The sequence below is a fragment of the Polynucleobacter hirudinilacicola genome, assembly GCF_002192535.1.
Lineage (GTDB): Bacteria > Pseudomonadota > Gammaproteobacteria > Burkholderiales > Burkholderiaceae > Polynucleobacter > Polynucleobacter hirudinilacicola.
Genome location: NZ_NAIA01000003.1, coordinates 721,759 through 747,987, shown reverse-complemented (window position 1 = coordinate 747,987; position 26,229 = coordinate 721,759). Strand labels below are relative to the sequence as shown.

General features: G+C 45.5%; 29 protein-coding genes, 2 tRNA genes and 1 riboswitch. Of the genes, 21 read left to right on the top strand and 10 right to left on the bottom strand.

Annotation, left to right across the window (positions count from 1 at the left end; all coding sequences use genetic code 11):
* Positions 1 to 47 precede the first annotated feature (47 nt).
* The gene (locus B6A14_RS07915) at positions 48 to 2,036 is read right to left on the bottom strand and encodes a DNA topoisomerase IV subunit B (protein WP_087909934.1); all 1,989 of its coding nucleotides are present in this window, start codon (positions 2,034 to 2,036) and stop codon (positions 48 to 50) included.
* A gap of 79 nt (positions 2,037 to 2,115) precedes the next feature.
* Between B6A14_RS07915 and B6A14_RS07910 the strand changes: the two genes are divergently transcribed.
* The 9 genes from B6A14_RS07910 (at position 2,116) to thiE (ending at position 11,144) form a co-directional block, all read left to right on the top strand.
* Positions 2,116 to 3,336: a CaiB/BaiF CoA transferase family protein gene (locus B6A14_RS07910; RefSeq protein WP_087909933.1), complete on the top strand. Its 1,221-nt coding sequence runs from the start codon at positions 2,116 to 2,118 to the stop codon at positions 3,334 to 3,336.
* 3 nt (positions 3,337 to 3,339) lie between these two features.
* Positions 3,340 to 4,572, top strand: a complete 1,233-nt coding sequence (locus B6A14_RS07905) for an MFS transporter (protein ID WP_087909932.1) — start codon at positions 3,340 to 3,342, stop codon at positions 4,570 to 4,572.
* Positions 4,573 to 4,762: 190 nt separating this feature from the next.
* Positions 4,763 to 4,837 (top strand) — tRNA-Arg (locus B6A14_RS07900).
* Positions 4,838 to 5,061: 224 nt separating this feature from the next.
* Positions 5,062 to 5,895 carry an NUDIX hydrolase gene (locus B6A14_RS07895; protein WP_087909931.1) on the top strand — a complete coding sequence of 278 codons (834 nt, stop codon included), beginning with the start codon at positions 5,062 to 5,064 and terminating at the stop codon, positions 5,893 to 5,895.
* A 75-nt stretch (positions 5,896 to 5,970) separates the two neighbouring features.
* Positions 5,971 to 6,079: riboswitch (TPP riboswitch) on the top strand.
* 70 nt (positions 6,080 to 6,149) lie between these two features.
* Positions 6,150 to 8,054 carry a phosphomethylpyrimidine synthase ThiC gene (gene thiC, locus B6A14_RS07890; protein ID WP_201721518.1) on the top strand — a complete coding sequence of 635 codons (1,905 nt, stop codon included), beginning with the start codon at positions 6,150 to 6,152 and terminating at the stop codon, positions 8,052 to 8,054.
* 14 nt (positions 8,055 to 8,068) lie between these two features.
* Positions 8,069 to 9,208 (top strand): FAD-dependent oxidoreductase, encoded by a 1,140-nt coding sequence (locus B6A14_RS07885; protein WP_087909929.1) that lies wholly within the window; start codon positions 8,069 to 8,071, stop codon positions 9,206 to 9,208.
* The gene (thiS, locus tag B6A14_RS07880; RefSeq protein WP_087909928.1) at positions 9,199 to 9,396 is read left to right on the top strand and encodes a sulfur carrier protein ThiS; all 198 of its coding nucleotides are present in this window, start codon (positions 9,199 to 9,201) and stop codon (positions 9,394 to 9,396) included. Before B6A14_RS07885 ends, thiS begins: the two co-directional genes overlap by 10 nt.
* Before the next feature lie 6 nt (positions 9,397 to 9,402).
* The gene (locus B6A14_RS07875; protein ID WP_087909927.1) at positions 9,403 to 10,221 is read left to right on the top strand and encodes a thiazole synthase; all 819 of its coding nucleotides are present in this window, start codon (positions 9,403 to 9,405) and stop codon (positions 10,219 to 10,221) included.
* Positions 10,221 to 11,144, top strand: a complete 924-nt coding sequence (gene thiE, locus B6A14_RS07870) for a thiamine phosphate synthase (RefSeq protein ID WP_087909926.1) — start codon at positions 10,221 to 10,223, stop codon at positions 11,142 to 11,144. Before B6A14_RS07875 ends, thiE begins: the two co-directional genes overlap by 1 nt.
* A gap of 21 nt (positions 11,145 to 11,165) precedes the next feature.
* Here thiE and thiD read toward each other — a convergent pair whose 3' ends face one another.
* Positions 11,166 to 12,050, bottom strand: coding sequence for a bifunctional hydroxymethylpyrimidine kinase/phosphomethylpyrimidine kinase (gene thiD, locus B6A14_RS07865; RefSeq protein ID WP_087909925.1), 885 nt, complete (start codon positions 12,048 to 12,050; stop codon positions 11,166 to 11,168).
* A 21-nt stretch (positions 12,051 to 12,071) separates the two neighbouring features.
* On the opposite strand from thiD, the gene B6A14_RS07860 reads away from it, so the two are divergent.
* From B6A14_RS07860 to B6A14_RS10270, 7 genes are all read left to right on the top strand, one after another.
* A tRNA-Asn gene (locus tag B6A14_RS07860) sits at positions 12,072 to 12,147 on the top strand.
* Positions 12,148 to 12,229: 82 nt separating this feature from the next.
* Positions 12,230 to 13,240 carry a tyrosine-type recombinase/integrase gene (locus tag B6A14_RS07855; RefSeq protein WP_087909924.1) on the top strand — a complete coding sequence of 337 codons (1,011 nt, stop codon included), beginning with the start codon at positions 12,230 to 12,232 and terminating at the stop codon, positions 13,238 to 13,240.
* Positions 13,237 to 13,680: a hypothetical protein gene (locus B6A14_RS07850; RefSeq protein ID WP_087909923.1), complete on the top strand. Its 444-nt coding sequence runs from the start codon at positions 13,237 to 13,239 to the stop codon at positions 13,678 to 13,680. Before B6A14_RS07855 ends, B6A14_RS07850 begins: the two co-directional genes overlap by 4 nt.
* Before the next feature lie 138 nt (positions 13,681 to 13,818).
* The gene (locus B6A14_RS07845) at positions 13,819 to 14,061 is read left to right on the top strand and encodes a hypothetical protein (RefSeq protein ID WP_129560418.1); all 243 of its coding nucleotides are present in this window, start codon (positions 13,819 to 13,821) and stop codon (positions 14,059 to 14,061) included.
* Between the two features lies 1 nt (position 14,062).
* Complete coding sequence (locus B6A14_RS10235) at positions 14,063 to 14,497, top strand: hypothetical protein (RefSeq protein ID WP_087909921.1); 435 nt, start codon at positions 14,063 to 14,065, stop codon at positions 14,495 to 14,497.
* 360 nt (positions 14,498 to 14,857) lie between these two features.
* Complete coding sequence (locus tag B6A14_RS07830; protein ID WP_087909919.1) at positions 14,858 to 15,052, top strand: hypothetical protein; 195 nt, start codon at positions 14,858 to 14,860, stop codon at positions 15,050 to 15,052.
* 215 nt (positions 15,053 to 15,267) lie between these two features.
* On the top strand, positions 15,268 to 15,411 hold the full coding sequence (locus B6A14_RS10270) for a hypothetical protein (protein WP_161491119.1): 144 nt from the start codon (positions 15,268 to 15,270) through the stop codon (positions 15,409 to 15,411).
* Positions 15,412 to 15,427: 16 nt separating this feature from the next.
* Here the strand turns inward: B6A14_RS10270 and B6A14_RS07825 are convergent, their stop codons facing one another.
* Entirely contained in the window at positions 15,428 to 15,967 is a 540-nt protein-coding gene (locus B6A14_RS07825) for an HPP family protein (RefSeq protein WP_087909918.1), read from the bottom strand.
* Between the two features lie 758 nt (positions 15,968 to 16,725).
* Between B6A14_RS07825 and B6A14_RS07815 the strand changes: the two genes are divergently transcribed.
* From B6A14_RS07815 to B6A14_RS07800, 4 genes are all read left to right on the top strand, one after another.
* The gene (locus tag B6A14_RS07815) at positions 16,726 to 18,045 is read left to right on the top strand and encodes a peptidase U32 family protein (RefSeq protein ID WP_087909916.1); all 1,320 of its coding nucleotides are present in this window, start codon (positions 16,726 to 16,728) and stop codon (positions 18,043 to 18,045) included.
* A gap of 3 nt (positions 18,046 to 18,048) precedes the next feature.
* Positions 18,049 to 18,585: a hypothetical protein gene (locus B6A14_RS07810; RefSeq protein ID WP_087909915.1), complete on the top strand. Its 537-nt coding sequence runs from the start codon at positions 18,049 to 18,051 to the stop codon at positions 18,583 to 18,585.
* A gap of 20 nt (positions 18,586 to 18,605) precedes the next feature.
* The gene (locus B6A14_RS07805) at positions 18,606 to 19,484 is read left to right on the top strand and encodes a transporter (RefSeq protein WP_201721495.1); all 879 of its coding nucleotides are present in this window, start codon (positions 18,606 to 18,608) and stop codon (positions 19,482 to 19,484) included.
* Between the two features lie 72 nt (positions 19,485 to 19,556).
* A complete protein-coding gene (locus tag B6A14_RS07800; RefSeq protein ID WP_087909914.1) occupies positions 19,557 to 21,305 on the top strand; it encodes an IlvD/Edd family dehydratase in 1,749 nt (582 codons plus the stop codon).
* Between the two features lie 16 nt (positions 21,306 to 21,321).
* Here B6A14_RS07800 and B6A14_RS07795 read toward each other — a convergent pair whose 3' ends face one another.
* Both B6A14_RS07795 and B6A14_RS07790 read right to left on the bottom strand, forming a co-directional pair.
* On the bottom strand, positions 21,322 to 22,998 hold the full coding sequence (locus B6A14_RS07795) for an AMP-binding protein (RefSeq protein WP_087909913.1): 1,677 nt from the start codon (positions 22,996 to 22,998) through the stop codon (positions 21,322 to 21,324).
* Between the two features lie 8 nt (positions 22,999 to 23,006).
* Entirely contained in the window at positions 23,007 to 23,564 is a 558-nt protein-coding gene (locus tag B6A14_RS07790; RefSeq protein ID WP_087910322.1) for a phosphorylase family protein, read from the bottom strand.
* Positions 23,565 to 23,575: 11 nt separating this feature from the next.
* On the opposite strand from B6A14_RS07790, the gene B6A14_RS07785 reads away from it, so the two are divergent.
* Entirely contained in the window at positions 23,576 to 24,094 is a 519-nt protein-coding gene (locus B6A14_RS07785) for an adenine phosphoribosyltransferase (RefSeq protein WP_087909912.1), read from the top strand.
* Here B6A14_RS07785 and B6A14_RS07780 read toward each other — a convergent pair.
* Genes B6A14_RS07780 through B6A14_RS07760 form a run of 5 tightly spaced genes read right to left on the bottom strand, consistent with a single transcriptional unit; the run spans position 24,091 to position 25,896 of the window.
* A complete protein-coding gene (locus B6A14_RS07780) occupies positions 24,091 to 24,372 on the bottom strand; it encodes a YqjK family protein (protein ID WP_087909911.1) in 282 nt (93 codons plus the stop codon). The genes B6A14_RS07785 and B6A14_RS07780 overlap by 4 nt on opposite strands.
* Positions 24,369 to 24,737, bottom strand: a complete 369-nt coding sequence (locus tag B6A14_RS07775) for a phage holin family protein (RefSeq protein WP_087909910.1) — start codon at positions 24,735 to 24,737, stop codon at positions 24,369 to 24,371. The genes B6A14_RS07780 and B6A14_RS07775 overlap by 4 nt, the downstream gene beginning before the upstream one ends.
* 6 nt (positions 24,738 to 24,743) lie before the next feature.
* Positions 24,744 to 25,079, bottom strand: coding sequence for a DUF883 family protein (locus B6A14_RS07770; RefSeq protein WP_087910321.1), 336 nt, complete (start codon positions 25,077 to 25,079; stop codon positions 24,744 to 24,746).
* Between the two features lie 30 nt (positions 25,080 to 25,109).
* The gene (locus tag B6A14_RS07765; protein WP_087909909.1) at positions 25,110 to 25,571 is read right to left on the bottom strand and encodes a Smr/MutS family protein; all 462 of its coding nucleotides are present in this window, start codon (positions 25,569 to 25,571) and stop codon (positions 25,110 to 25,112) included.
* Between the two features lie 25 nt (positions 25,572 to 25,596).
* Entirely contained in the window at positions 25,597 to 25,896 is a 300-nt protein-coding gene (locus tag B6A14_RS07760) for a hypothetical protein (RefSeq protein ID WP_087909908.1), read from the bottom strand.
* Between the last annotated feature and the right edge of the window lie 333 nt (positions 25,897 to 26,229).

Sequence of the window (26,229 nt, the reverse complement as noted above, 5' to 3'; positions counted from 1 at the left end):
CGCTTGCTCTGCAGCAGGTTTTTTGCCTGGAGTTTTCTTGGTTGCCATTAAATATCTGCCTCAACTTCATTGCCACGCTCTTCGAGCCAATCACGTCTGGCACCAGATTCAGATTTACCCATCAACATATCCATGGTTTTAAAAGTCTCATCTTCGGTCCAGGATCCTAGTGTTACTGGCAGTAAACGGCGGGTATCCGGGTTCAGGGTTGTATCCCACAATTGCTCAGCGCTCATCTCACCAAGGCCTTTAAAGCGGGAGATTTGCCAAGCAGATTCTTTAACACCATCTTTACGCAATTTATCTTCAATCGCTTGCAACTCGCTTGCATCAAGTGCATAAATTTTTTGTGCTGGTTTTTTACCACGCGCTGGAGCATCAACTCTAAATAGTGGCGGTCTCGAAATATGCACATGCCCTAAATCAATGAGTTTTGGGAAATGTTTGTAGAACAAGGTTAATAAGAGCACCTGAATATGGGCGCCATCAACGTCCGCATCAGACAATATGCACACTTTGCCGTAACGCAAGTTCGATAAATCAGGATCATCGTTTAAACCGTGTGGATCGACCCCAATGGCTACTGCGATATCGTGTACTTCATTGTTGGCAAATAAGCGGTCTCGCTCTGCTTCCCAGGTGTTGAGCACCTTGCCACGCAATGGAAGGATGGCTTGGTATTCTTTATTGCGGCCCATTTTGGCTGAACCACCCGCTGAGTCACCCTCAACTAGGAAGATTTCATTAATGGCAATGTCTTGACTCTCGCAGTCAGTGAGTTTGCCTGGGAGCACTGCAACACCAGAAGATTTTTTCTTCTCAACTTTTTGACCAGCTCTAGTTCTTGCTTGGGCTTGCTTAATGACGAGATCAGCAAGTTTGCGACCGTAATCAACATGTTGATTTAACCAGAGCTCTAGAGCAGACTTTGCATAACCCGATACCAATCTCACAGCATCCCGAGAATTGAGGCGCTCTTTAATTTGCCCCTGAAACTGTGGATCCAAAACTTTGGCAGACAAAATAAAAGATGCGCGCGCAAATACATCCTCAGGCATGAGCTTCACACCCTTGGGTTGCAGAGCATGCATTTCAATAAAGCCTTTTACGGCATTAAAGAGGCCTTCACGCAAACCACTTTCATGAGTACCGCCGGCAGGTGTTGGAATCAGATTTACATAACTCTCGCGCACTGGAGCACCATCTTCAGTCCAACAAACAACCCATGCAGCGCCCTCACCTTCAGCAAAGGAATCATCCTCCCCCGTACCAGTAGCGTATTGCTCGCCCTCGAATGGCGGAATGACTTCTGGGCCATGGCCAGCCTGAGCAATCGCCTCATTTAGATAGCCACGCAAGCCTTGAGCGTATTGCCAAGTTTGACTCTCGCCAGATTTTTCTTGAATCAGTGTGACCTTAACGCCAGGCAGTAGAACAGCCTTCGAGCGTAAGAGGCGAATCAGATCAGCCATTGGAATAGCCGAACTATCGAAATACTTTCCATCAGGCCAGGCGCGAACGCGTGTGCCATGAGACTTATCCTCTTTAGAGGATGGTTTTGTTTTGAGCTTCTCAATCACTTTGCCATCAGCAAAGGTTAAGGTAGAAATCTGCCCATCGCGCCAAACGGTGACTTCCAATCTCTTCGATAGTGCGTTGGTTACAGAAACACCAACACCATGCAAACCACCAGAGAATGCATATGCGCCACCAGAACCTTTTTCGAATTTGCCACCAGCGTGCAATTGGGTAAAGACGATTTCCACTACTGGTAGCTTTTCTGTTGGATGCATGCCAACCGGAATACCTCGCCCATCGTCTTCGACGCTGACACTACCGTCGGTATGCATGGTCACAATGATTTGCTTGCCAAATCCGCCTAAAGCTTCATCAGAAGCGTTATCCAATACCTCCTGAATGATATGCAGGGGGTTATCGGTTCGAGTGTACATTCCCGGCCGTTGACGGACTGGTTCTAGGCCTTTTAGGACCTGAATCGACGATTCACTGTATTCGGAAGTTTTACGGGTAGCCATGCGCGCAAATTGTAGTCATGTCTGAGCTCAAAGCCGAACTTTTCAAGAATTCCCCTGTCATCCATGCCAAAATCAGGGGATGGGAGCCTTAAGTCATATTCGAGTTTTAGACCTTAGCCGTGTGCTGGCCGGTCCTTGGTGCGCTCAAAACCTGGCTGACCTTGGTGCTGACGTCATTAAAGTCGAGCGCCCTGGTGCGGGAGATGACACCCGTCATTGGGGTCCTCCCTTTGCAAAGGATGCAGCTGGCAAAGAAACTAAAGAATCTGCCTATTTTATTTGCATCAATCGAAATAAGCGCTCTATTACGGTGGATATTGCTAAGCCTGAAGGTCAAGAAATTATTCGCCAGCTTGCAGCAGAATCAGATGTTGTGATTGAAAACTATAAGGTTGGAGATCTAGCTAAATATGGCCTCGACTATGAGAGTCTCAAAAAAGTAAAGCCTGATTTAATTTATTGCTCGATCACAGGGTTTGGTCAAACTGGTCCCTATGCTCATCGCCCTGGCTATGATTTCATCATCCAAGGCATGGGTGGCTTGATGAGTGTTACCGGCGAAGCACATGATTTTGAAGGTGCCAGTCCACAAAAATCAGGTGTAGCCATTGCTGACATCTTTACAGGAATGTATGCCTCTTCCGCTATTTTGGCGGCAGTCATCCATCGTGATCGCACAGGCGAAGGTCAATACATTGATATGTCTTTACTGGATACGCAAATAGCCGTGATGGCCAATGTGTCAAGCGCCTACCTTACTTCTGGTGAAGTGCCTAAGCGCTGGGGAAATGCCTCTGCCATCATTGTTCCTTATCAAACCTTTCCAACATCAGATGGTTGGATGATTGTCGCTGCTGGTAATGATGGTCAATTTAGAGATTTTGTGACGGTGGGTGGAGAGGCCCATTTGGCCGACAACCCTCTATACATAATCAATCCATTACGGGTACAGCATCGCAAACAATTAATACCCTTGCTAGAGCAAATGACGCGCAAAAAAACCAAAGGGGAATGGATTACCTTATTGGAGCAAGCAAATGTTCCATGCGGACCCATTAATGATTTCAAAGAAGTATTTGAAAATGAGCAGGTGATTTCTAGAAATGTTCAACTGAATGTGCCGCACCCTACTGTTGGCAATATGAAATTAGTTGCTAGCCCAATGAAGCTTTCTAAAACACCTACTGAAGTTCGTATGGCGCCTCCAACTCTAGGTCAGCATACCGATGAGATTTTGCATGAGCGCCTCAAGCTGGATGACGCTGAGATTAATGAACTACATCAAAAAGGAATCATCTAGGTCATGGGCACCTCTACGATCAAGCCATCACTCACCATGAAACAAGTGCTCATTTTTGGGGGCTTCATGGTGACCATGTCGATGGGTATTCGTCATGGCTTTGGTTTATTCAATCTGCCCATCACCTCCGCGAATGAATGGGGTCGCGAGACCTTTGCTTTAACGATCGCCCTACAAAATCTCATTTGGGGTGCCTTTCAGCCAATCACCGGTGCACTGGCTGATCGTTATGGCGCATTCAAGATTATGGTGGCCGGCGGCATTCTGTACGCCCTGGGTTTGGCTGGTATGGCCATCTCTACGGACGTCTTTAACTTTACTGTTGCTGGTGGACTGTTGATTGGTTTAGCACAAACAGCGACCACCTACAGCGTGGTCTATGGCATCTTAGGTCGTAATGTACCCGCTGATAAGCGTGTTTGGGCAATGGGCATTGCTGCTGCCGCAGGTTCCTTTGGCCAGTTCCTCATGATTCCTGTTGAGCAAGGTTTATTAAGCGCCTTTGGAGCGCAAGATGCACTCTTATTGCTAGCGCTCATGGCAAGCCTCATGATTCCAACTGCCTACATGTTGCGTGAGAAAAACTTTGCCCATAGCAATAATCTGGGCGATCAAACGATTAAGCAGGCCTTAAAAGAAGCCATGGGTAACACTAGCTTTCGTTTGCTGACTTTAGGCTATTTTGTTTGCGGATTTCAGGTGGTCTTTATTGCTGTACATCTAGCACCTTATTTAAAAGATCTTTCTGCAAGCTATCCAGCAGTAGGAGCTCCTGCCGTAGCGACCACTGCTCTTGCACTGATTGGTCTATTTAATGTCTTTGGTACCTATGGCGCAGGGATGTTGGGTCAACGCCTTCCCAAGCGCTACTTACTCTCAGGCATTTACTTGAGCAGATCTATTGCGATCATCGGATTCTTGCTCATCCCATTAAGCCCAATGACCACCTACATCTTTGCAGCCATCATGGGCTTCTTGTGGTTATCCACTATTCCACTCACAAACGGTATCGTTGCGCAGATCTTTGGCGTGAAATACCTTACCATGCTCTCCGGCTTAGTATTCTTTTCACATCAGCTTGGCAGTTTCTGCGGCGCCTTTCTCGGCGGATACTTATTTGATCGCACGGGATCTTATTTAATCGTTTGGGAAATTGCTATCGCACTGGGTGTATTTGCATTCTTAGTGAACTTGCCAGTGAAAGAGCGCGCCATTACTCGCATAGTAAACGCATGAGTAAGCGATTTTCATTAAGGCAATTGCTGCTTTATAGTTTTGCCTTATCGGTGTTGCTGTTGATTTTTTCTGCATACTTTGCGCCCGACATGATGGTTGCTATCACAAATCAAGTTTGGGCTTTATGTGGTTGGTGATGGCTTTGAAATTAGGAATCACTTTCCCTAACACAGTTTTTTATTGACGCATACTCGCCGTAGCACAATGGATAGTGCACATGCCTCCTAAGCGTGGGATACAGGTTCGATTCCTGTCGGCGGGACCACCAAATCAATCAAACTTATCCACAGGCCATGTGGATAAATCTCCAAATGTTTTCGTAAGTCGTAGATTTCTATGGAGCGACCTAGCTTGCTTAAATTATTTGCAGTGAGTTCATGACAAATTTTAGGTACGTACAAAACTTTAGTCATCGCTGTTCGATATTTTTTATGCCAGAAATCATTGACAAAAACCCTAAGAACGGCATGTTCCCTTAAACTCCAGCCTATGATCAAGCTATCAACCAGCACGCTCGCTGCCTTGGAGGAAATGCTCCAAAATACAGCCCGCGCTGCCCCAGCCGACTTTATGCCGATTCAGCTTTCTCAAGGCAGTCAAGGCGATCAAGTAATCGGCTACTTAAACCCAGAATTTATCCCGTATGTTCGAGAATCCCTTCAAGCAAATGCGATTCCACTCATTAGCATTGGAAATGATCGTTTAAATATTCACCGGGGTCGGCCTAAAGAGATATCTGCGAGCCTTTACCAATTAGCCGACAAGATGCGCGCGGCTGGTTATATCCAAGGTTGGCGTAACGAAGATTTTGCCTGGCTTGACCACAATGGGCACCAGCACTTTCGCTTGGAGCGTTCGGCTTTTCGCACGTTTGGCTTTCGAAGCATGGCAACCCATATCAATGGCTACACAAAGTCTGCTTCGCTATGGCTGGGTAGGCGAAGTGAAACCAAGGCTACTGATCCTGGTAAGTTAGACAATATTGCTGCTGGTGGCATTTCTGCTGATGAGACACCTTGGGTTTGTGCAATACGGGAACTCTGGGAAGAAGCGGGTGTGCCAGCGCAAATTGCTGATCAGTTAGAGCCAGTGGGTCGAATTCATATGCGCCGACCAATCCCTACTCGCGGCTTCCATGATGAACAGCTCTATATTTATGACTTAGAACTTCCGGATCACTTTGTACCCACGAATCATGACGGGGAAGTCAGTGGCTTCATTGAAGTATCCCCAGCCGAAGCAGCTGCCCGCATTCTGGCCGATGAATTTACGAGCGATGCCGCTTTTGTCACCGCCGACTACATCTTGCGATGCAATAAATAAGGTTTTTTAGGCCCTTACGTGGCTTTTGATTGGAGTCATGAACCCAAAGCGGATTTCGTGGTTAAATTCTTCTTAAGGATGAAACAGGGGTGCCCTTCAAAGTGGTTTGAGATTGAAGGCGCTGAGAAAGACCCTAGAACCCGATCCAGGTAATGCTGGCGTGGGAAGTTACATCAGACCGACACCCGGTTTCGTCCATCTAAAACTGTAAGGAGATGGACGTGAGTAAAGATAATCAAAAAACCAAACATGAAATTCCAAGCTTAAAAAGCCTAGAGCGCGACTTTGGTCAGAAGTTCGCTTACCCAGCATCAACAAAAACCTATCTACAAGGTTCACGTCCCGATGTAAAAGCGCCGATCCGCATGATCGAACAATTGTCAACTCGTGTTGGCGAAGAAATGATTCCTAATCCACCTGTACCCGTCTATGACACATCAGGACCGTATAGCGATCCTGATATCGTGATTAATCTTGAAATGGGTTTACCAAGATTACGTGATGCTTGGATTGCGGAACGGAGTGACACGATTCAACTCGCTGGCCCAAGCTCTGAATACGGAGTTGCTCGCTCTCAAGACCAAGCAACTCAAAAGTTACGCTTTGCACACATCAGTGCGCCGCGTGTTGCTAAGGCTGGGAATAATGTCAGTCAAATGTATTACGCCCGTAAAGGCATCGTTACCCCAGAAATGGAATATGTCGCCCTACGCGAATCTATGGGCCTAGAGCAACTACGCAAAGACCCTGCCTACAAGCAGCTTCTCAAGCAACACCCTGGCAAGTCTTATGGTGCAAACCTACCGGATATCGTTACCGGTGAATTTGTGCGTTCTGAAATTGCTGCTGGTCGCGCGATTATTCCTGCGAACATTAATCACCCTGAATTAGAGCCCATGATTATTGGTCGCAACTTCCGCGTAAAGATTAACGGCAATCTTGGTAACTCTGCTGTGACTTCTTCAATCAATGAAGAAGTTGAAAAAATGGTGTGGTCGATTCGTTGGGGTGCAGATACCATCATGGATCTTTCCACAGGTAAACATATTCATGAAACCCGTGAGTGGATTATTCGTAATTCGCCAGTACCAATTGGTACCGTTCCGATTTACCAGGCTCTGGATAAAACCGGCGGCATCGCTGAGGACCTCACCTGGGAAATGTTCCGCGATACCTTAGTTGAGCAAGCAGAGCAAGGTGTGGATTACTTCACTATCCACGCAGGTGTATTGCTGCGTTACGTGCCACTGACTGCAGATCGTATTACCGGTATTGTGTCTCGTGGTGGCTCCATTATGGCCAAGTGGTGTTTAGCGCACCATAAAGAAAACTTCCTCTATACCAAGTTTGATGAGATCTGCGAGATCATGAAAGCGTATGACGTGTCATTTAGCTTAGGCGATGGTTTACGTCCAGGCTGTATTGCAGACTCTAATGACGCTGCTCAGTTTGGTGAACTCCATACCTTGGGAGAACTGACAGCCAAAGCCTGGAAGCATGATGTTCAGGTCATGATTGAGGGCCCCGGTCACGTTCCAATGCAGCGTATTGAAGAGAATATGACTGAGGAACTGAAGCATTGCCTAGAAGCGCCCTTCTATACCCTTGGACCATTAATCACTGATATTGCTCCTGGTTACGATCACATCACCAGCGGTATTGGCGCAGCCCAAATTGGTTGGTATGGCACAGCGATGCTTTGCTATGTCACTCCGAAAGAGCATTTAGGTTTGCCCGATAAAGAAGACGTTCGTGAAGGCATCATCACCTACAAGATTGCCGCTCATGGCGCGGACTTGGCTAAAGGCTTGCCTGGTGCACAGGTTCGCGACAATGCTCTATCCAAAGCGCGTTTTGAGTTCCGCTGGGAAGATCAATTTAATCTCGGTTTAGATCCAGAGCGTGCACGTGAATACCACGATGCAACCTTGCCGGCTGAAGGCGCGAAGATTGCGCACTTCTGCTCGATGTGTGGACCGAAGTTCTGCTCGATGAAGATCACTCAAGAAGTACGTGATTACGCTGCAACACTGGATGCTGACGGTAATCCAAAAGCAAAAGTCATTCCGATCACTGCAGAAGCATCTTCTGATCCAGCAAAAGGCATGGAAGAGATGTCAGCAGAGTTCCGTAAGCGTGGTAGTGAGATTTATCAGTAAATTGATCTGGGCTGATGGTGAATAGCGCTTCGTTCTCGAATAGCAAGTACGCGATTGTCGGTGGCGGCCTCATGGGCCGTCTACTGGCGGTAGCACTTGCCCGAGAAGGATCTCAAGTAGAGCTTTTTGATAAAGGTCACTCCGACGCCAGTGGTGCTACCGCACGCATTGCAGCAGCTATGCTGGCTCCACTTGCTGAATCTGCTATCACAGAAGATTCGGTTGTGCGGATGGGCATTCATAGTCTGCCGCGCTGGAAAGAACTGATCAGCCAGCTATCAACCCCAGTATTTTTTCAACAAGATGGCACATTGATCTTATGGCATCGGCAAGATACTAGTGATGCAGAACGATTTACTGCCCACTTAGAGCGCAACTGCCGCAACAATTCTTTGCTGCAGCTACCGCAAAAACTCAATAATGAAGCGGTACGTGATCTTGAACCCGGTGTAGCAGATCGTTTTACACAAGGCTTGTTTTTGCCAAATGAAGGGCAGCTTGATAATCGCCAATTATTGGATGCACTCCTCATCGAGTTGAACAGTCTGAAGGTTCATTGCCACTGGAATACCGAGGTAAACCCAGACGAACTGCGAAAAGATCATGCTTATAAAGCAGTCATTGACTGTCGTGGCACCGGAGCAAAGGATGGCTGGAACAACACCTTGCGTGGTGTTCGTGGTGAAGTAATTCGTCTTTATGCGCCCGAAGTCAAACTCAAACGCCCTACCCGTTTGATTCATCCGCGCTATCCAATCTATATCGCCCCCAAAGAAAATGACGTTTATGTTGTTGGTGCTACTGAAATTGAATCAGATGATTTATCTGAAATGAGCGTACGCTCAGCGATGGAGCTACTAAGTGCGGTATATACAGTGCATAGTGGCTTTGCCGAGGCCCGTATTTTGGAAATGGCAACCCAGTGTCGACCAACTCTTAAAAATAATCTTCCAGAAATCAAAACTCGCAAAGACAAAGGGCTCTCTGACTTAATCATGATCAATGGCCTATATCGCCATGGTTTTATGATTGCGCCAGCGGTCTTAGACTGCGCTTTAGAACTTCTAAGATCTGGCGACAGTAATACCGCACTCGATTTAGGTCTGAACATCACTCAGGAAACTAATAATTCTGAGGCTAGCTTATGCGTGTAATCGTGAACCAAATTGAGCATGAGCTCCCCACTCAGAGCGTGATCTCTGATGTGCTTTCTTTAATAGACGCGAAGCCGCCCTATGCTGTAGCTGTGAATTTGAACTTTGTACCCAAGACTCAGCATGGTGAGTTTCTTCTTAATGAGAATGACGAAATAGAAATCATTGCTCCGGTTACCGGAGGTTAAATAATCATGACCGCACCATTACCCAATAATCTCAACAGCGCCGATGCTTTAGTTCTCTATGGCGAGAGCTTTGCTAGCCGGCTATTGTTAGGCACCTCACGTTACCCATCACCACTGGTCTTGGAGAACGCTGTTCAAGCATCCAATCCAGCAATGATTACCGTGAGTCTGCGCCGCCAAGGGACCTCGACAACTGAGGCACATAGCGGTTTTTGGGATCTCCTGAAAAAGATGGCCGTACCCGTTCTGCCCAATACCGCAGGCTGCCATAGTCCACAAGAAGTCATCACTACCGCTCAAATGGCCCGTGAAGTATTTGAGACTGATTGGATTAAATTGGAATTAATTGGTGATGACTACACCTTGCAGCCAGACACTTTGCGCTTGGTTCAAACAGCCGAAACATTAATCAAAGATGGTTTCAAAGTATTGCCTTACTGCACTGAAGATTTGATTTTGTGCCAACGTTTAGTTGATGTTGGTTGTCAGGCCGTCATGCCTTGGGCGGCACCGATTGGAACTGGTCAGGGGCCTCTAAATCCCTATGCAATGAAACTATTGCGCGACCGCCTTAAGGTTCCTCTACTAGTTGATGCAGGTCTTGGCCTCCCATCTCACGCTTGTACCGTTATGGAATGGGGCTTTGATGGCGTTCTCTTAAATACCGCTGTTGCACTTGCAGAAGATCCTGTAGTCATGGCTAAGGCCTTTGCTATGGCAGTAGATGCGGGCCGCGCCGCTTATTTATCCGGCGCTATGAAGCCACAAGAATCTGCTCAGGCGAGCACGCCATTAGTTGGCACTCCTTTTTGGCATCAGAGCTAATGAGCCTGATTCGGGATCTTGCTGAGCAAATCATTGCAGCCCATCGTAATGATGAGCTATGCATTCCGATTCCCCAATTTACACCTAGTAATCCACCACCCAGAATTGATAACGAAGCTGCTACCGATCACTATGAGCTTGCGGGTGCTCTTGCAGCAATCCATATGGGCTTTATTGAATCTGATGCGAAGGTGTTAGGTAAGGCCTGGTCTCGGATGGCTCAAGGCGATGGTGGCTTTAATGCTCAGAAATGGCCCAATAGACCAGAGCATTTTGATTTGCTGCCCTGGACTCGGAATATGAATCCAAATGCCTTTGCTGAATGCCCAACTCGCTTAGGTTTATATGGTGTGATGCCTGATGCAGATTGGGTAAAACGCATGGTGGATGCAGAACTGCCAACAGTGCAATTGCGTTTTAAGTCGGATGATAGATCCAAGATCAGAAAACAAATTAAAGAAGCAGTTGCAGCAAGCAAAGATAGCAAGACCCTGCTCTTTATTAATGATTACTGGGAGCAAGCCATTGATGCAGGCGCCTATGGTGTGCATCTTGGTCAAGAAGATATCGCCACTGCCAATTTAGATCAAATTCGTACAGCTGGTCTACGTTTGGGTTTAAGCACTCATGGTTATGCAGAGATGGCGTATGCGGATCGCTTTTGCCCTAGCTATATTGCGATGGGAGCAGTCTTTCCGACGAATTTAAAAATGATGCCTACTGCACCACAAGGCTTAGGTCGCTTGTATCAATATGCCAAACTCATGAGCCACTATCCCTTGGTAGCCATTGGTGGCATTGACGAAGGCAGCATTCATGCCGTTTCTAAGAGTGGTGTTGGCTCGGTGGCGGTTGTACGCGCTATCACGCAAGCCAAAGATCCGAGAGCTGCGATCAAGCACTTGCAAGAGCTAATGCAATAGTCTGCAAGAGCAGAGAAGCTTTTAGTAACTCCCTTTTTCATCCAACAAAGCTGTAGGATAGAAATCATGCATATGCCACAAGGGTCCTGGGCCCTCGCCAATGCTCAAGAAACGCCCTGCTTCTAAGCCGGCTTCAACATAAGCAATTGCTTTTGCTACTGCATGACTTAAATCATGACCTCCAGCTAAATAAGTAGCTATCGCTGAAGCCAAGGAACAACCTGTGCCATGAGTATTGGCAGTATTCACACGGTAGTGCTTGAATTCTTTTGACTGAATGACTTCTAAATCATCTTCAATCGTTTTCCACAACAGATAATCAGTGATTTGAGTATGGGTAGCATCAAGGTGCCCACCCTTAATCAAGACAGCCTGCGGACCCATATCAAGCAACTGTTGGGCAGCTTGCTTGAAATCATCCGGGGCTAAGATGTCGCGACCTAATAACAAAGATGCCTCATCCATATTTGGCGTAATCAATGTTGCCATCGGAAATAATTCCGCAATCATGGCTTGGGCTGTGTCATCGCCGCCTAGGCTTGCACCAGAGGTGGCGCGCAATACAGGATCAAGCACAATCCGCTTTACTCCATGACGACGCAACGCTTGGGCTACAGTTCGCACAATCTCTGGGCTAGCCAACATTCCAATTTTGACAATATCTGCCCCGATATCCAATAAGACTGCATCAATTTGGGCTTCCACAACATCGAGGTCCACATCCTGAATACGAGTGACTCCCAGAGTGTTTTGAGCCGTGATGGCGGTGATCACTGACATCCCATACGCCCCAAGGGCAGTGATAACCTTAAGATCAGCCTGAAGCCCCGCCCCGCCACCGCTGTCTGACCCAGCAATGGTAAGTACTTTGGGGATCTGTACGGATGTAGGAAGTAGTGAACGCATCTTGCTATAATATCCGCTTATTCCTCGATAGCTCAGTCGGTAGAGCGCCGGACTGTTAATCCGTAGGTCCCTGGTTCGAGCCCAGGTCGAGGAGCCAAATACCTTGTAGTAACGGGGCTTTTAAGACTCCCACTTTAGTCCGCTGGTGAAAAAAGCGGTCACCTAAATTGGAGTTAAAAATGAATCGTTACGAGTCTTTAGATGTACCGTTTGCAAGCTTGTCGGTGATTTCCGGCACCGCAAGCCCTAAAACAAACCTTATTGCCCTTCCAGAGCGTAATGGCAGTATCACCATCTCCCAAGCAATTGATGCCTACATGGCCTGTTATCAGGGCAAAGATGAGTCTCGTGCTCAGAGAATGACTTGGTGGCAATCCAAAATTGGCAGGTTCACACTCAACGAGGTGGATGAAGACCATATCTTTTTTGCCATTGAGGAGCTTGCCAGTAAAGATGCTCGCTACTATGCCGGCAAGGATGCAGATGGTAAATCCATCTTTAAATCCAAAAATAAGCCTTACGCTCCAGCAACAATTAATCGTTATGCAGCTGCTATTGGCGCTTTGTTCACTTGGTGCATTAAAAAACGAATTGCACCTAAACGCTGGGAGCATCCTTGTAAAGCAATTGAACGCAGACCTGAAAATAATGAAATTGTTCGCTTCTTAAGCGATGGTGAACGACAAGCACTTTTGCAAGCTTGTAGAGAGTCTAAATGGCCAAAACTATATCTACTAACGCTTCTGGGCATTACCACTGGAGCTCGCAAGGGTGAGCTCAAACGATTGCGATGGTCTGACATCAACCTCGAGAGAGGTGAAGCCTATTTGGCTATTACAAAAAATGGAGACCGAAAAACATTGCCTTTGCTGCCAGTAATCATTGAAGAAATGATGAAGTTTGAACAGCCGCTGAATCAGCACATTTTTGCCTCAACAAGAATGCCAGACAGGCCATATAACCACGAGGATAGATGGAAGCAAGCCCTAAAGAAGGCCAAGGTAAAAGAATTTCGCTTTCATGACTTAAGGCATAGCTGTGCATCATTCCTAGCTCAAAGTGGTGCTACGCTGCTAGAAATTGCAGATGTTTTAGGTCAACGCAATTTGACGACTACCAAGCGTTACAGCCATCTTGCAATAAAACATAAATCGGATTTAGTAAACCGTGTCATGGGAGATTTTCGATGAAAAATGCCGAATACTCTGCTTCGCTCCAGGCGATAGTGCGTGAAATTGTTGATGAAAGCCTTATCAACCCAAAAAAAGGACTTGAGCTCCGAATGGTTCAGTCATCATTAGATTATCTGCAAGCAATTGAAGTTGCTATTGAATCTGGCAAATGTGAACACTTAAATAAGCTATTTAAGAAAGCAATCCCCATACATCCGAAGCTACTGCCTGTCTTATCCGATTGTATTAATGCGATAAAGCACGGCACTCAAGTTGGCCGCCCATCAGCCTTCACTCCAACCCAAGAAGAAATCATCTACGAAGAAATTAGACAAAGAAAGGAACGAAATCAATCGAATATCACCGATGAAATAAATGCTGTCGCCTATGACATTGATAGCAATGAAGCTACCGTTCGAAGAATTTGGAATAGGCAGAAAAAAGTTCAGGATAAGTAAAAAGTGCAAAAACCCCCTAGGTTTTGACTTTGAATTAATACTCACTAAATCGCAAAATCTTCCCAGAGTCATATAGATATTTGTCTCTGGGGTCGGAAAGCCTCGTTACTACAAGGTAATTTGAAAGAAGAGTTTGCGATGCATGAAGTCACACTAAATAGCCTATTGGCACTCACGAATCCAACGCAATATAGGATTGGGCGTGAGCATATATTTCCAAGCGATGCTAGTTTGCAATGGTTTATTCGAAAAAATAAAGTAGTTCTCGCTAAGGCTGGAGCAGTAGTTAAGCCTGCTGGTCACATATTGATTAACCAGAATAAATTTGATGTTGCCGTTTTGGAAATTGGCCTCATTTGTAACCAACTATCCGAAGGCTGAGATGAGGCCGAGTAAAGATGAAATTCTTCAATTTCTCAATGGATTAGGTCCTTTCGATTGGGCCGTAACAATAAATCTCAAAAAGCGACATCCTCACTACCAAACCCAGATAACACCTCAAATTTTTGAGCAGACTGGACGCCACTACCTTTCACTGGTAAACAAAGCTTTGTTTAAGCGTCAATATCGGTATGGCCATGCGAAGTTGAATGGGATTTTTTGTATGGAGATTGGCAAAACAGAAAAACGCCCACATTTGCACTTTGCGATTGGCAGTAACGGTCAATTACCAAAAGCGGATGTATTAAGAGAGCTGAACAAAGCCCATGCAAAGTTGGATTGGGTTAAGGGCGATATACATATTGCACCCTACCAGGATGTAGGTTGGCTCGGCTATCTCGTAAAGACAGGATTCGATAGCGTTGTATTGCATTAGAGGGATTATTGACATTGGCTTGATGTGGTCGTGTCATGGTTTTTAGTAAAAGGCTGTATCAGGCTTTGTCCCCTCCCACAACCATATCCAGCACAACTTATTCTGCACAATATATTGACCGACCATGCATACAGATATTGAAATTGTTGATGACCCTACCCCTCGCATAAATCTATCAACATCTGAAGACATCAGGCGTGAAATGGCAAAGGTATATCGTGAAACACGGTGCAACAAAATATTGCCCTGCAATGGCACAAAACTAGTCTACATGCTGATTAATATACTCAAAGCATATGAGTTGACCGAAATAGAAAAAAGGCTCACAGACCTGGAATTAACTCATTTAGAGGGCAGGAAATGACCTTAAAAAGCCGCCTACAGAAGCTATCTATTAAGCTAAAGACTGAAGCTACCAAAATCTACTACATGGGATGGGCTGATTGCACTTGGAACCAATCCGAGGGCCTCTTAAAGGAGGCTGGTGAATCTAAAGAAGATTTCTGTAACAGGGTCTATCAAATCACTAGAAAACAGTTCTTGTGGTTTGAATAACGCTGAAATTATCTTCGGAGTACTCATCCCATGAAGCCAATAAAACTTCGCATATCAGAATCGATAGCTTGTATGGGCCAAAGCTTGGGCACACCTAGATTGTCCGAATGCCGCCAATAAGCCTTACTGCATTATTAATAAAAAATAATTAAAATTTAATAGCTTGTAGGCATTAACTCCAAGCAAATTAAAAATATCAATTTAAAGGAGTCAGGATGACAAATAATATTCCAAAAATTAATGTGCGAAATTCAGTTGTAGAGTGCGCCCAATCGCTTAAGAAAGAAAATGCAGGCAAGTACCATAACTATGGAATTAAGGACTGCATTGCTTCAATTGCCGCAACGAAACACAAATAAAGCAATCCAACAGGCCTTACTTAGGCCTGTTTGGGTAGGGCTTTTTCGTTAAATTGCTATAAATCACCCCCATCAAGACCAGTAATGCTGAGTCAACCATTACTGGAAAAAAAGCATATCGGTAATGCATCACATGTCCAAGCACCACAATTAATGCAACAGCCGCTGCAGGTGGATGTAAACAGCGCAAAATAAACATACCAAAAATTGACAGGCTGGCAGCCAATGGCATTGCAATAAGCGGTTCATCAATAAAATAAATGACTGTAATCCCAACTAATGCAGATAGAGTATTTCCCCCAATCACAGCCCAAGGTTGAGCCATAGGACTTTGTGGGAGCGTGAAAACTAAGAACGCACTTGCGCCCAAAGAGGCTGTTAACCACTCATCTAACCCATTTAAATCTCCAAGATACTTTGCAATAACGAGAACAACTAAAAGCCCTGCGAATGTACCAAACGCTGCCCTAAAGCGTTCTAACCAGGAAACTTGTGGCTGGTCGCCACCAAAGAAGAAAGCGCATCTCTTCACAATATAGTTAACCTTATGTCTCATAATTTTTGCGCACTCTTTCACCAAAGAACCTACATCTAAAAATACAACATTATTGGCATATTTTAGGAATATTCGGCCCAGCTCATGCAGTTATTTGTTGGTTTATATGTTTTGCATCACCCCATCTACTAATTGTATTTTGGTGTAATGTAGTGACAATTGGAGTCTAAAAGGTGTCTGTTAATCCGTAGGTCCCTGGTTCGAGCCCAGGTCGAGGAGCCAAATTAAAACCCTGTATGCCTAATAGCTACAGGGTTTTTTCATGGGCAGAAAAGTGCATCACTATGGAGAATTAATAACAAATTACCATCTATTCAGAATAGGGAAAATTTGATTTAAACGCATTGAAAACATCCTGTAAGATTTAAATCAAGCAATCTTACATAAGATAACAAATGATCGATGCATATACTTTTATCAGCCTTTTTCTCATCTTTGGCGCATGCTTTGGTTTTGTCACTTATTCAAAGCGACACTGGTTTAGCGAAGGGCCTCTCAAGGCAAATGACTCCGATCAAACTCCAAGTCTAAAAGGTCGTATTTTTTGGATAACGCTGTGTACCCTGCTCTGGCCAATCATGGCCCTTACTGGAATCAATACGGCTTGGATACTGTTCAAACGTAAACGGCAATCTGGTAAGTGATCCAATAAACGTTTGAAGACGGTCAAGATACCAAAGAAAACGCTCTTTTTTAGGTTATTTACTAGCCACATCAGCTAAAACCTAAAACCTGCCAAGGGCCTTAAAATACTGACTATGACCAAAATCCCAGAACTTCTAGCCCCTGCCGGCAGCCTGTCCATGTTGCAAACTGCTTTCGAATTCGGAGCCGATGCGATTTATGCGGGCCAGCCGCGATATTCTTTGAGAGTTCGCAATAACGACTTTGGGAAAATCGAAGTACTTAAAGAAGGTATTGATACTGCACATCAGCTGGGTAAAAAGTTTTACTTGGTTTCCAACTTATTGCCTCATGGTGCAAAGACTCGCACCTATATTAAAGATATGTCCCCCGTAGTTGCCTTGAAGCCAGATGCCCTCATCATGTCAGATCCTGGATTGATCATGATGGCCAGAGAGGCATGGCCTGATATGCCGATTCATTTATCAGTACAAGCCAATACAGTGAATGGCGCCTCTGCTAAATTCTGGCGCTCTGTTGGTATTAGCCGAGTGATTTTGTCTCGTGAACTCTCTTTTGATGAGATTGAAGAAGTGCGTCAAGATTGTCCTGAGATGGAACTTGAAGTCTTTGTGCATGGCGCCTTATGTATTGCCTATTCTGGGCGCTGCCTCTTGTCTGGCTATATGTCCCATCGCGACTCCAATCAAGGCGCCTGTACCAATGCCTGTCGCTGGGATTACAAAGTTAAGCCTGGGCAGCAAACTTCTAGTGGTGATGTTGTTTTGCTTCAAGAGGCCCGTCGTCCAGATGAATTAATGCCTATGGAAGAGGATGAGCACGGCACTTACATCATGAACTCCAAAGACTTGCGTGCTGTTGAGCATATCGAACGATTAACCAAGATGGGCGTTGACTCCTTCAAGATTGAAGGTCGCACGAAGTCACCTTATTACGTTTCACGCACCTGTCAGGCCTATCGCTCCGCCATTGACGATGCTGTAGCAGGTAGGCCCTTTAATACGACTCTGCTTGGCAATTTAGAAGGTCTTGCAAATCGTGGCTATACCGATGGTTTTTATGAGCGTCATCACGATAAAGAATATCAACTCTATATGCGCGGCCACTCCCTCTCGGGTAGAAGTTTGTACGTTGGGGAAACGCTGGATATCGATGCAGCTTCTGGCAGAGTTAAAGTCGATGTTAAAAACCGCTTCTCTGTTGGCGACAAGATCGAAATCATCGAACCTCAAGGCAATCAAGACATTGTCTTGGATGCCATGTGGAATATGGCCGGCGAGCCAATTGATGTTGCTCCAGGATCTGGTCACTTCGTGTGGATTAAGCTACCACTACGCAGTCAGCATGCCTTCATTGCACGCTACACGCATGAGCCAGCACCGGTTGAGACTACGTCAGCCTGCTCTAGTGGCGAGTCTTGCTGTAATGCTTAAGTAATGAAAACAAACTCAAGCACTGAAACTCATTCTGAAGGCATCAAGGAAAAGCTTGAGGGGGAAGCTAAGAAGGCTTTAGTTTTGACTGCCTATTTTGGCACTTGGTTCTGCGCCCTGACTTTTTTAGCCGTCACCAATTCAGAAGGTCATCCGATTACCTTCTCTATTTTTGGACTTGCTCTCATCAAAGCGGGCCTTTGCGCCAAGTTTATGTTGATAGCCCAGGCCATCTTTCCAATCAAGATCAACAAGACCCATGGGATTATTAAATCCCTCTTCCTTGAATCGCTCTTCTATATTTTTGTGGTTCTGAGCTTGAACTATATTGAGGCCGGAGTTGAGGGGCTGATTCACGGCAAAAACTTTATTGATGCGATGACCAGTTTTGGCCAAAAAAATCCTCTGCATGTCTTAGCCATGACTCTGGTTTATTGGCTAATCGTTTGGCCATATCTTGTGTTGGTTGGCATCAGATTGGCCCTGGGTGAGGATACGACGCTCAATATCCTTTTTGGCAAAAAAGATTCTGCTGCTTGATTTTTTTGAGGTCTCAAGCTTTGACCTTACGCTCAAGAACTCTTTTTTGGATTTTTGCTTTAGGCTTTCTCTCTACCGGCGTTCAAGCTCAAGAAATTGAAGCCCGCGCTTATTCTAATGCCCCAATTGGTATTAACTTTGTAACGGGCGGCATTGCCCAAGTCAAAAGTGGCACATATAAGTTAACTACTGAAGCCATTAGCCTGACCCATATCCTGGATGTTGCAGGCCAATCGGGACGAATTAGTCTGGTGCTACCCTATTCTGAATTATCTGGTACTGGCACCTTAGGCGGTCAAGCCATTAATGCATCCGCTGAAGGTCTATCTGATCCTATGATTAAGGCCTCAGTCAACTTATATGGTGCGCCTGCACTTTCTATAAGTGAGTTTAAAAATTATCAGCAAGACCTGATTATTGGCGCAAGTCTCGCTGCCTCCATTCCTTGGGGTAAGTACAACAGTGATCAGATGATCAATGTTGGCGGTAATCGCACAGTCATTCAGCCAGGTATCGGCGCCTCGCAAGCAGTGGGTCCATGGCGTTTGGAATTAGCTGGCATGGCATCGATTTATACCAGCAATGCAAACTATCTGGGAAACAATACCTTGTCGCAAAATCCAGTGTATTCAAGCGAAACCCATGTTATTTACTACTTCCCAAATACGGCATGGATATCGGCCGATGCGACTTACTTCTTTGGTGGGCAGACCTATGTCAACGGCACGCCAGTAAATAGCTCTCAAGAAAACTGGCGTTTTGGTACTACGCTCTCCTACCCGGTTGATAAACATCACTCCATCCGACTAACAGGAAGTACAGGGGTCTATTCCCGCACTGATACGAGCTATAACGCTGTTGGTATTTCTTGGCAATATCGCTGGGGCGGCGGCCTATAGGCGTTATAGCGTCTGGATGACTACAATAAGATTTAAATAGTATTTTGATAAATATTCATTACTGAGACAAATATGAGCACCAAGCCAAAAGATCCTAAAACAGCACCTGAGACTGGATTACGTAAGGGCTTAACGAGTTATGGCGATAAAGGTTTCTCATTATTTTTACGAAAAGCATTTATTAAAGGCGCGGGTTATACCAATAGCGCATTAGATCGTCCTGTGATCGGCATCATCAATACTGGCAGTGCTTACAACCCATGCCACGGCAATATGCCGCAACTCATTGAAGCAGTCAAACGTGGCGTCATGCTCGCTGGCGGCTTACCGATGGAATTTCCGACCATCTCGATTCATGAGAGTTTTGCTGCGCCGACTAGTATGTACCTGCGTAATCTAATGTCGATGGATACGGAAGAGATGTTGCGTGCTCAACCCATGGATGCGGTTGTCATGATTGGTGGTTGCGACAAAACAGTCCCAGCTCAGATGATGGGCGCCGCCTCTGCAGGCTTACCAGCCATTCAACTCATTACTGGTTCTATGCTGACTGGCTCACATCGTAGTGAACGTGTTGGCGCATGCACTGACTGTCGTCGCTACTGGGGTAAATTCCGTGCTGGTGAGATCGATGAAATTGAAAAAGACGAAGTCAATGACCAACTCGTTGCTAGCGTAGGCACCTGCTCGGTGATGGGTACTGCCAGCACAATGGCTTGTATCTCCGAAGCTCTGGGCATGACAGTTCCCGGCGGCGCTACTCCGCCAGCCGTGACTGCAGACCGCATTCGAGTTGCAGAAGAAACTGGCACTTGTGCCGTGCAAATGGCTAAAGATGGCTTAACGATTGACAAGATCCTGACTGCAGACGCATTTGAAAATGCAATTCGTGTATTACTGGCTATTGGTGGCTCTACCAATGGCATCGTTCACTTAACAGCAATCGCCGGTCGTATGGGCCTGGAGATTGATTTAAGCGCTCTAGACAAAATGGGTAATGAAACTCCCGTACTGGTGGATTTAAAACCTTCTGGCGATCATTACATGGAAAATTTCCATGATGCTGGTGGCATGACCACTTTATTACGCGAACTTAAGCCCCAGTTAAAACTCAATGCAATGACTGTGACCGGTAGAACACTTGGCGAAGAAATTGATGCAGCACCTCCGAGCTTTAAGCAGGATGTTGTTCGTCCATTTGACAAGCCAATCTATCCTCGTGGCAGCATTGCCGTTCTCCATGGCAATCTAGCGCCTGGTGGCGCGATTATTAAGCAATCAGCAGCTAACGAGAAACTCATGGAGCATGAAGGTCGTGCTGTGGTGTTTGAGAATGCAGAGGATCTTGCTTCTCGAATTGATAGTCCAGATTTAGATGTCACAGCTGATGATATTTTGGTGCTCAAGAATATTGGCCCCAAAGGTGCGCCTGGTATGCCTGAAGCAGGCTACATCCCTATTCCCATGAAGCTAGCCCGTGCTGGTGTGAAAGATATCGTTCGCATTTCTGATGGGCGCATGAGTGGCACCGCATTCGGAACAATCGTCTTGCATGTTACCCCTGAATCAGCCATTGGCGGCCCATTGGCGCATGTGCGTAATGGTGATCGCATTCGTTTGAGCGTTCAAAATCGCGAGATCAGCTTGCTAATTTCTGATGAAGAGCTGGCTCGGCGCGCTCAAGAAAATCCAATTACATCACCGACTGCTGAACGGGGATACAAGAAGCTATTCTTAGATACCGTTACCCAAGCCGATCAAGGTGTAGACTTTGATTTCTTAAGAGCAGCCAAAATGGTTGGTAAAACTCCACGTCAATAATCGTCTTACAGTGGGTTTATAAGTTTCTGAGCTCTCGGCGTAAAATCTTACCGACATTAGATTTAGGAAGTTCGTTAATAAAGACTACTTTCCGGGGGCGCTTATAACTGGTCATGTGGTCTTTGCAGTATTGCAAAATATCAGCCTCAGTTAAGTGATGGTTGTCTCTGACGACATAAGCTTTGACGATTTCTCCTAGCTTACGGTGTGGTACACCAATCACAGCACATTCTCTAATGCCATCCATTTGAACCAAGTGATCCTCCACATCATTAGGAAAGACTTTAAATCCTGCCACCACAATCATGTCTTTCTTACGATCAACAATTTCTACATAGCCCTCATCTGTGATGAAACCGATATCTCCTGACTTAAAGAAGCCATCGGCAGTCATGCAATGCGTCGTTTCCTCTGGTTTATTCCAGTAGCCCGCCATCACTTGTGGCCCCTGAATACAGATCTCGCCAGGAGTTCCATGGGGCAGCTCAACCTCATCATCATCCAGAATGACAACATCGGTACTCGGTAATGGCATACCAATATGCCCTGTGAAATGTTTTTCTAGGGGTGTGTTCACGCAGACTACTGGCGATGTCTCCGATAAACCATAGCCTTGAGCAATTGGTACACCCGTCAGCGCTTGCCAATGGTCAGCAGTTTTCTTATGAACTGCCATACCCCCTCCAATCGTAATCAATAGATTGGGAAGTTTTACTTTCTTGAATTCAGGCCGATGAATCAAGGCATGAAACAGGGTATTCACGCCAGGAAAAATATTGATGTTCGGATGCTTCATCAGCATTTTGATAAAGCCGGTGATATCACGTGGGTTAGGAACGAGAATCAGCAGACTACCTTTAGCAATGCCCAGCAAAGCACAGGCCGTTAAAGCAAAAATATGGGTCATGGGCAAAGCACATAAAAATACCAATTGCTGCTCTGGCTTTTGTTTCAAACCAGGATTTAACCAGTACTCTATTTGCGCCACATTAGACAAAATATTACGGTGGAGCAACACAGCCCCTTTAGAGGTTCCAGTAGTGCCGCCGGTATATTGCAAGAAAGCAATGTCATCTAGACCAATATTGGGTTTTTGAAAATGATGCTGACTGCCTATCTCAAGCGCATCTTTAAAAGTGATGTGGGCAAACTCCCAAGAAGGTATTAACTTTTTAATATCTCTTGCAACCCAATTAATGAGGCGGCCTTTAAGGCCCATTAACTCACCTGGGCTGCTCACAATCACTTGCACAATAGTCTTTATAGGATTAACTTCTTGATAGATGTGAGCAAAGTTTTCCATTACCACCAGAACTGCTGCCCCACTATCAAGTAATTGCGCCTCTAGCTCTCGTGCTGTATAGAGTGGATTGATATTGACCACTACATAACCGGCCCTCAGAGTGCCAATCATTGCTACTAGATACTCTATGACGTTGGGATACATTAAGGCAACACGTGTACCCTTCTCTAAATTCAGAGTTTGCAAATAGGAAGCAAAGTCTTGGGAGAGTTTGTCGAGCTCTCTGTATGAGAAAAACCCACCCATCGCCTCCACGGCTTTCCGCTTGCCAAAGCGCGCAAGGCACTCATCAATCAACTCAGTCAACGATGTATGACTTAGAGGACCAATCTCATGAGGAACGCCTTGTGGATAATTTTTTAGCCAAGGCTTAGAGGTATCTAGGGCCATATCAGTACTTAGCTCAAAAGTTGTCTTAACTTCTCAATAAATAGATCTTGTCCATGGTTTACTTTTTCATGCCAATCATTGCCTGAGCTCTCATTTGCATCATCCGTAATGTACTTATACGAATGCCAAGGAATTTGGTGATGATGAGCAACATAAGCTATAGCAAATAATTCCATATCCACCAGATCCACCCCTTGACTCAGTAACCAAGGATCAGAAGCAGTGACAAAGCTATCACCAGAGCCACAAACATACTGTCCGGAGGAAAGATATTCGAACGGTCTCTCGCAAAATGGTGTCTTGCCTCTTGGCGCAAGAGGCTCAGCCATCATATCGCGCTGAATCACTTTGCCAATGTGGAGCAAACCTTCTAATTGAGGATTAATTTTTCCTGCGGTACCAAAGTTCATGATTGCGCTGGGGTTAAATTGATCAATTGCCTTAAGGCTCGTAAGTGCTGCATTAATCTTACCCAGGCCAGAATAAACAATCTCTACTCCCGATGGGAGTACTTCGCGCTTGAGCTCGGATTCCAATGCGGTGATAATAAGGAGATCTGTTTTCATGTCTGCCATTAATGAATTTATTAGATTATCTACCCGGAGTGCCCGATTTTCCGAAACCCGGAATTCTCTTTAGGGATATCTCACCATTATTAGCCAATCCAGCAGCCTTCAAGGAGGCTATCGCCCAAATGGAGGCACTGGCCCAGTCTTTTGACTACACCCATATTTTAGGTATTGAATCCAGGGGCTTTATTTTTGGCTCTGCTCTAGCGCATCATGCCCATAAGGGCCTAGCTCTTGCCAGAAAGCCCAATAAGCTTCCATTAGCTACTCATAAAGAATTCTATGGCCTAGAATACGGCTCTGATTATTTGGAGATTCAACAATCAACCCTTCCTGCAGGTGCTAAGGTTTTACTAATTGATGATGTATTAGCCACTGGTGGCACGCTGATTGCTGCAAATAAGTTATTACGCAATGCCGGATTTGAAGTCTGCGGCGCAATTACCTTGTTAGAAATTTCATTCTTAAATGGCAGGCAACTACTTGATCAGCATGGTATCGCCAATAAATCAGTGTTGGTAAGCTAGATTAGCTTCTTGGCACTCTTTAACAGCTTCATTGCGCCCCAACCAACAGCGAGAAACTTACCAGCTAACTTAGGCTTATAGTGTGCCAATGCTGCGAATGCGCTAGTCCAGATAATGGGATTATTTTTCAAGAAATGAAAAGCATCGACACCTTTATCAGCCCAAGAGAGTGGTTTCTCAAAGGGCTCAAAGTGCTCTGAAAACTGTTTGCGCTCTCGGCTAGCCTGAGCTCTGAGCTCATGCTGACGACGCTCTAAGTCTTTTAAGGTAGCGCTCATTTAGAGAGCGCCTCACGATCCTTAGCAAGCTCAGCAATAGATGCCTCAAATAATTTGGGCATAGTGCGCAATGATTGCATGATCATTACTGCCAGAATGAGGCCAATCAATAAAAAGGCGCTAGTCAGCAAACCAAGCGCCATCATACGATCCGACTCCCAGCTATAGATAACAATCAATAGTGCGAGCATGACCAAGCCAAAGAACAAGAAAAATAAGGCGCTCACAATCATTACTAGTAAGCTAATGAATTTAGTTCTAGCAATTTGCACATCAAGTGAAATTAACTCTAAGCGAGTTTGCGCAATCGATGCGCCTGTAGTTACGAGGTTTTTAATCGATGACAATAGATTTTCTTGGGACATATCAGCCTAGCGACGACGAATAAACAGACCGATTAATAAACCCAATCCAGCAGCAACTCCCACCGCCTCCCAGGGATTGCGATGCACAAAGTCATCTGCACTCGCAGCTGCCGCTTTCGCCTTATCGGCTAATTGGCTTTCAATACCCGAAAGGCTTTCTTTAGCCCCAGCAATGGTCTCGAGGGCTTTGGATCGGATTGATCCAATAGCGCCATCTGCATGACCTTCGGTTGCCTGAATCAATGCTTCTGCATCGGCCATGAGCGCTTTGAATTCTCCAATTAACTGGTCAGAACTCACCGTAGTTGCTTCTGTTGCTATATCGGATTTTTTGGCTGTCATGGGCATGATCCTCATTAAGATATCTCTATTCTAAGCACTTCCCGGGTAGGCGCCTAACAATAACACCGTCATTCCGGCATTCCCTTCTTTGAAGCGTTTTAGATATCTCTTCAAACCCGGACGACGTTTTAACAATGCCTGGTAGGCCTCACTTCCATAGGCCACATTCTCGCCAAAAAAGTATTCAAGGACGCGGTCTGAATAACGATTATTTTCCAGCGCATCATGAATCGCCCACTTAATTCGACCGCCCTCTCCGCTTGAGCCATAACCATGAATCAGAATGATTGCTTTAATTCCGAGCTCTAGGCATTTACGCAATTGTTCGGTGAGTTCATCCAGAGCCTCCTCAACATAGGGGCTACCTTGCTTGATGTTGATTTCGATTGTGTCGATAGTGAGTACGGGCAAATGATCAGAGCCACAATGCGGACACTGATTAAACAATGTCCGTACATTTCCACAATCAGGACACTCCGCGGTAGATGGCACTCTTAATACTCTAAAGCCTTAACCATTAAGAACAGTACTTACCTTCTAGAGTAGCCACATCAGTTGATTTGTCATCAATCATCTGATTTAAAGCTCTTTGAGCGATCTCACGATTCTCTGGAGTTTTGAGATGGGTATTAATCAGGCTAGATACATCCTTTCTGATGGATGTATTGCCATAGCGTAGGCCTTTTAACGTTGATACGGCTTCAGCCGAAATTTGGCATTGTTGACTCACCAATGCAGATGAGTCTGACGGTTTGGTATTGGCGTAGGCAAATGCGGCTACAGAAATTGATACGGCGGCTAATAAAGTCTTTTTCATCTTAGTTCCTTATTTTGTGACCACAGGTTGGGCAGCAGCCCAAATCTTTTGCTTTCGACTTTCTGAGAGCGGCATACACACTGGATTCTGAAATCTCCAACTTTCTCGCTGCCTGAGCGGCAGTCAAGCCCCTCCCTACCCACTCCAAGGCTTGATGTGTTTTTGGTATCTGTCTCTTCATTTCATCTCCCAGTAAACGTACTATACCACTAAAGTTGTGAAGTTGTGAAGTTTATTCATATAGGAGAAACCCTAGATAGGCTTAGAAATCAGAAATTAGGAATTGGAGGAAATGGAGAAAAGAAAAAAGCCGCCCGGAGGCGGCTTTTGCAA

Bases quoted from the DNA above. Each gene is read 5' to 3' on its own strand.
- B6A14_RS07905 (WP_087909932.1), top strand. From the start codon at position 3,340: ATGGGCACCTCTACGATCAAGCCATCACTCACCATGAAACAAGTGCTC.
- B6A14_RS07910 (WP_087909933.1), top strand. From the start codon at position 2,116: ATGGGAGCCTTAAGTCATATTCGAGTTTTAGACCTTAGCCGTGTGCTG.
- B6A14_RS07785 (WP_087909912.1), top strand. From the start codon at position 23,576: ATGAATTTATTAGATTATCTACCCGGAGTGCCCGATTTTCCGAAACCC.
- B6A14_RS07855 (WP_087909924.1), top strand. From the start codon at position 12,230: ATGAATCGTTACGAGTCTTTAGATGTACCGTTTGCAAGCTTGTCGGTG.
- B6A14_RS07895 (WP_087909931.1), top strand. From the start codon at position 5,062: ATGATCAAGCTATCAACCAGCACGCTCGCTGCCTTGGAGGAAATGCTC.
- B6A14_RS07775 (WP_087909910.1), bottom strand. From the start codon at position 24,737: ATGTCCCAAGAAAATCTATTGTCATCGATTAAAAACCTCGTAACTACA.
- B6A14_RS07780 (WP_087909911.1), bottom strand. From the start codon at position 24,372: ATGAGCGCTACCTTAAAAGACTTAGAGCGTCGTCAGCATGAGCTCAGA.
- B6A14_RS07815 (WP_087909916.1), top strand. From the start codon at position 16,726: ATGACCAAAATCCCAGAACTTCTAGCCCCTGCCGGCAGCCTGTCCATG.
- thiD (WP_087909925.1), bottom strand. From the start codon at position 12,050: ATGCGTTCACTACTTCCTACATCCGTACAGATCCCCAAAGTACTTACC.
- B6A14_RS10270 (WP_161491119.1), top strand. From the start codon at position 15,268: ATGACAAATAATATTCCAAAAATTAATGTGCGAAATTCAGTTGTAGAG.
- B6A14_RS07875 (WP_087909927.1), top strand. From the start codon at position 9,403: ATGACCGCACCATTACCCAATAATCTCAACAGCGCCGATGCTTTAGTT.
- B6A14_RS07850 (WP_087909923.1), top strand. From the start codon at position 13,237: ATGAAAAATGCCGAATACTCTGCTTCGCTCCAGGCGATAGTGCGTGAA.
- B6A14_RS07795 (WP_087909913.1), bottom strand. From the start codon at position 22,998: ATGGCCCTAGATACCTCTAAGCCTTGGCTAAAAAATTATCCACAAGGC.
- B6A14_RS07770 (WP_087910321.1), bottom strand. From the start codon at position 25,079: ATGACAGCCAAAAAATCCGATATAGCAACAGAAGCAACTACGGTGAGT.
- thiS (WP_087909928.1), top strand. From the start codon at position 9,199: ATGCGTGTAATCGTGAACCAAATTGAGCATGAGCTCCCCACTCAGAGC.
- thiE (WP_087909926.1), top strand. From the start codon at position 10,221: ATGAGCCTGATTCGGGATCTTGCTGAGCAAATCATTGCAGCCCATCGT.
- B6A14_RS10235 (WP_087909921.1), top strand. From the start codon at position 14,063: ATGAGGCCGAGTAAAGATGAAATTCTTCAATTTCTCAATGGATTAGGT.
- B6A14_RS07800 (WP_087909914.1), top strand. From the start codon at position 19,557: ATGAGCACCAAGCCAAAAGATCCTAAAACAGCACCTGAGACTGGATTA.
- B6A14_RS07810 (WP_087909915.1), top strand. From the start codon at position 18,049: ATGAAAACAAACTCAAGCACTGAAACTCATTCTGAAGGCATCAAGGAA.
- B6A14_RS07830 (WP_087909919.1), top strand. From the start codon at position 14,858: ATGACCTTAAAAAGCCGCCTACAGAAGCTATCTATTAAGCTAAAGACT.
- B6A14_RS07760 (WP_087909908.1), bottom strand. From the start codon at position 25,896: ATGAAAAAGACTTTATTAGCCGCCGTATCAATTTCTGTAGCCGCATTT.
- B6A14_RS07915 (WP_087909934.1), bottom strand. From the start codon at position 2,036: ATGGCTACCCGTAAAACTTCCGAATACAGTGAATCGTCGATTCAGGTC.
- B6A14_RS07825 (WP_087909918.1), bottom strand. From the start codon at position 15,967: ATGAGACATAAGGTTAACTATATTGTGAAGAGATGCGCTTTCTTCTTT.
- B6A14_RS07885 (WP_087909929.1), top strand. From the start codon at position 8,069: ATGGTGAATAGCGCTTCGTTCTCGAATAGCAAGTACGCGATTGTCGGT.
- B6A14_RS07790 (WP_087910322.1), bottom strand. From the start codon at position 23,564: ATGAAAACAGATCTCCTTATTATCACCGCATTGGAATCCGAGCTCAAG.
- B6A14_RS07845 (WP_129560418.1), top strand. From the start codon at position 13,819: ATGCATGAAGTCACACTAAATAGCCTATTGGCACTCACGAATCCAACG.